3 protein-coding genes are annotated in these 2,487 nt (G+C 75.6%); all 3 read left to right on the forward strand.

Annotated elements, in window-relative coordinates; genetic code table 11:
• Positions 1 to 822: Cgl0159 family (beta/alpha)8-fold protein (locus tag ABZ914_RS50115; protein ID WP_500201636.1), on the forward strand; the 822-nt coding region annotated here is incomplete at its 5' end.
• A 20-nt stretch (positions 823 to 842) separates the two neighbouring features.
• The gene (iolB, locus tag ABZ914_RS50120) at positions 843 to 1,724 is read left to right on the forward strand and encodes a 5-deoxy-glucuronate isomerase (RefSeq protein ID WP_500201637.1); all 882 of its coding nucleotides are present in this window, start codon (positions 843 to 845) and stop codon (positions 1,722 to 1,724) included.
• 205 nt (positions 1,725 to 1,929) lie between these two features.
• Positions 1,930 to 2,487, forward strand: a 558-nt coding sequence (locus ABZ914_RS50125; RefSeq protein WP_500201638.1) for a beta-ketoacyl synthase N-terminal-like domain-containing protein, incomplete at its 3' end; no start/stop codon positions are given.

Genomic DNA, 2,487 nt, shown 5'->3' on the forward strand with positions numbered 1-2,487 from the left:
GGGCCGCGCCCCGCCGCCCGGCGCGTGCGCGCGGCCGGCCCGCCCGGTGCGTCCGGCCCGCTGATGATCATCGCGGCCGACCATCCGGCGCGCGGCGCGCTGCGCGCCGGGTCCGACCCGCTGGCCATGGCCGACCGCCGCGACCTGCTGGAGCGGATGTGCACGGCGCTGGCGCGGCCCGGCGTGAACGGCGTGCTCGGCACCCCCGACGTGCTGGAGGACCTGCTCCTGCTCGGCGCGCTGGACGGCAAGCTCGCCGTCGGCTCCATGAACCGGGGCGGCCTCGCCGGCGCGTCGTTCGAGATCGACGACCGGTTCACCGCCTACAGCGCGCCCGCGATCGCGGCGGCCGGGCTGGACGGCGGCAAGATGCTGCTGCGCGTCGACCCCGCCGACCCGGCCACCGCGCGGACGCTGGAGGCGTGCGGGCGCGCGGTCACCGACCTGGCCGCGCACGGCCTGATGGCGATGGTCGAGCCGTTCATGTCGGCGCGGGGCGAGGACGGGCGCGTCCGCAACGAGCTCACGACGGAGGCGATGATCCGCGCGGTCGCGATCGCCTCCGGGCTCGGCGCCACGTCCTCGCGCACCTGGCTCAAGGTGCCCGTCGTGCCGGAGATGGAGCGGGTCATGGCGGCCTCGACGCTGCCCGCGCTGCTGCTCGGCGGCGAGGTGTCCGCCGACCCGGACGCCGCGCTCGCCGGCTGGCGGGAGGCGCTGAAGCTGCCGACCGTCCGCGGCCTGGTCATCGGCCGCAGCCTGCTGTACCCGCCGGGCGGCGACGTCGCGGCGGCGGTCGACGCCGCGGTGGCGGCGCTGTGAACCCCCGCGAGGAGGACGGAATGACCTGGGGCGACGGAACGACCGGGACGACCGGGGTGGACATCGCGCCGGCGGACGCCGGGTGGGCGTACTCGGGCCTGCGCGTCGTGACGCTCGGCCCCGGCGAGGAGGTGACCGTCGAGACGGGGGACTCCGAGACCCTCGTCCTGCCGCTCGCCGGATCGTGCCGCGCCGCCGTCACGGTCCCCGGCGAGGAGGCCGTGCCGTTCGACCTGCGGGGGCGCGCCGACGTCTTCTCCCGCGTCACCGACTTCGCCTACGCGCCGCGCGACGCCACGGTGGTCGTGTCGTCGCGGGACGGCGGCCGGTTCGCGCTGCCGTCCGCCCGCTGCGAGCGCCGCCTTCCGCCGCGCTACGGACCCGCCGAAGGGGTGCCCGTGGAGCTGCGCGGCGCCGGGGCGGCGAGCCGCCAGGTGAACAACTTCTGCACCCCGGAGGCGTTCGAGGCCGACCGGCTGATCGCCTGCGAGGTGCTGACGCCCGGCGGGAACTGGTCGTCCTACCCGCCGCACAAGCACGACGAGGAGACGGCGACCGAGTCGGTGCTGGAGGAGATCTACTACTTCGAGGTCGCGGACGGTCCCGACGGCCGTCCGGGCATGGGCTACCAGCGGGTGTACGGCACCGCGGAGCGCCCGATCGACGTGCTGGAGGAGGTCCGCACCGGCGACGTCGTGCTGATCCCGCACGGCTGGCACGGCCCGTCGATGGCGGTGCCGGGCTACGACCTGTACTACCTGAACGTGATGGCGGGGCCGGGGGAGGAGCGGGCCTGGCGGATCTGCGACGACCCGGCCCACGCCTGGGTCCGCGGCGCCTGGGCGGCCGAGAACGCCGACGAGCGGCTGCCCATGACGTCGGCCGCGGGCCGCGAACGCTGACGGAACCGCGCCGAAGTCCCGTTCCCCGGAAACGGAAAAGCACCAGCGTCCCCTGATCCGTACCGCCGTGAAGGCGTTTCCGGAGTTCTCGCATGGTGGTGACAAAAACGCCCGCGAGAAATGTGCCCGGAGGGCCAAGTGGCGGCGCGTGGAGGGCGGCTAGCTTCCAATCCTTGCGTTTTCCCTGACGACCGCGAGGTGACGGATGACTGCTGCGCGCCGGGCCGACGGAACTCCCCGGGTGGTGGTCACCGGGTTCGGCGTGAAGAGCCCGGCGGGCGGCACCCCGGACGAGGTCGTCGCCACCGTCTTCTCCGGGAAGTCGCAGGCCGTCCACGTCCAGGACCTGCTGGAGGCGGGGACGGCGGTCTCCTACGGGTGCCCCGCGCAGCCGTTCGAGGAGGAGCGCTACTTCACCCGTCCCGAGCTGCGGCGCCTCGACCGCATGACGCGCCTCGGCGTCGCGGCCGCCGAGGACGCGCTCGCCGACGCGGGCCTGCCCGGGCCGGACGCCCCGGCGCCGGGGCGGCGCGGGGTGTACGTCGGGACGGCCGCCGCGAACCTCGCGTCGGTGGTCGCGCTCGGCGGGCACGAGCACGCGGGGACGCTGCACCGCGTCCCGGCCCCCGCCGTCCCGATGATCATGCCGAACGCGACCGCCGCGAACATCTCGATCCGGCACGGGTGCGAGGGGCCGTGCCCGACGTACTCGACGGGCTGCGCGAGCGGCGCCACCGCGATCGGGGAGGCCGCCCTCGCGTTC

This window comes from Spirillospora sp. NPDC046719 (genome assembly GCF_040645715.1).
Lineage (GTDB): Bacteria > Actinomycetota > Actinomycetes > Streptosporangiales > Streptosporangiaceae > Spirillospora.

Excerpts from the sequence above, each read along its gene's own strand:
- iolB (WP_500201637.1), top strand. The coding sequence starts at position 843 with ATGACCTGGGGCGACGGAACGACCGGGACGACCGGGGTGGACATCGCG.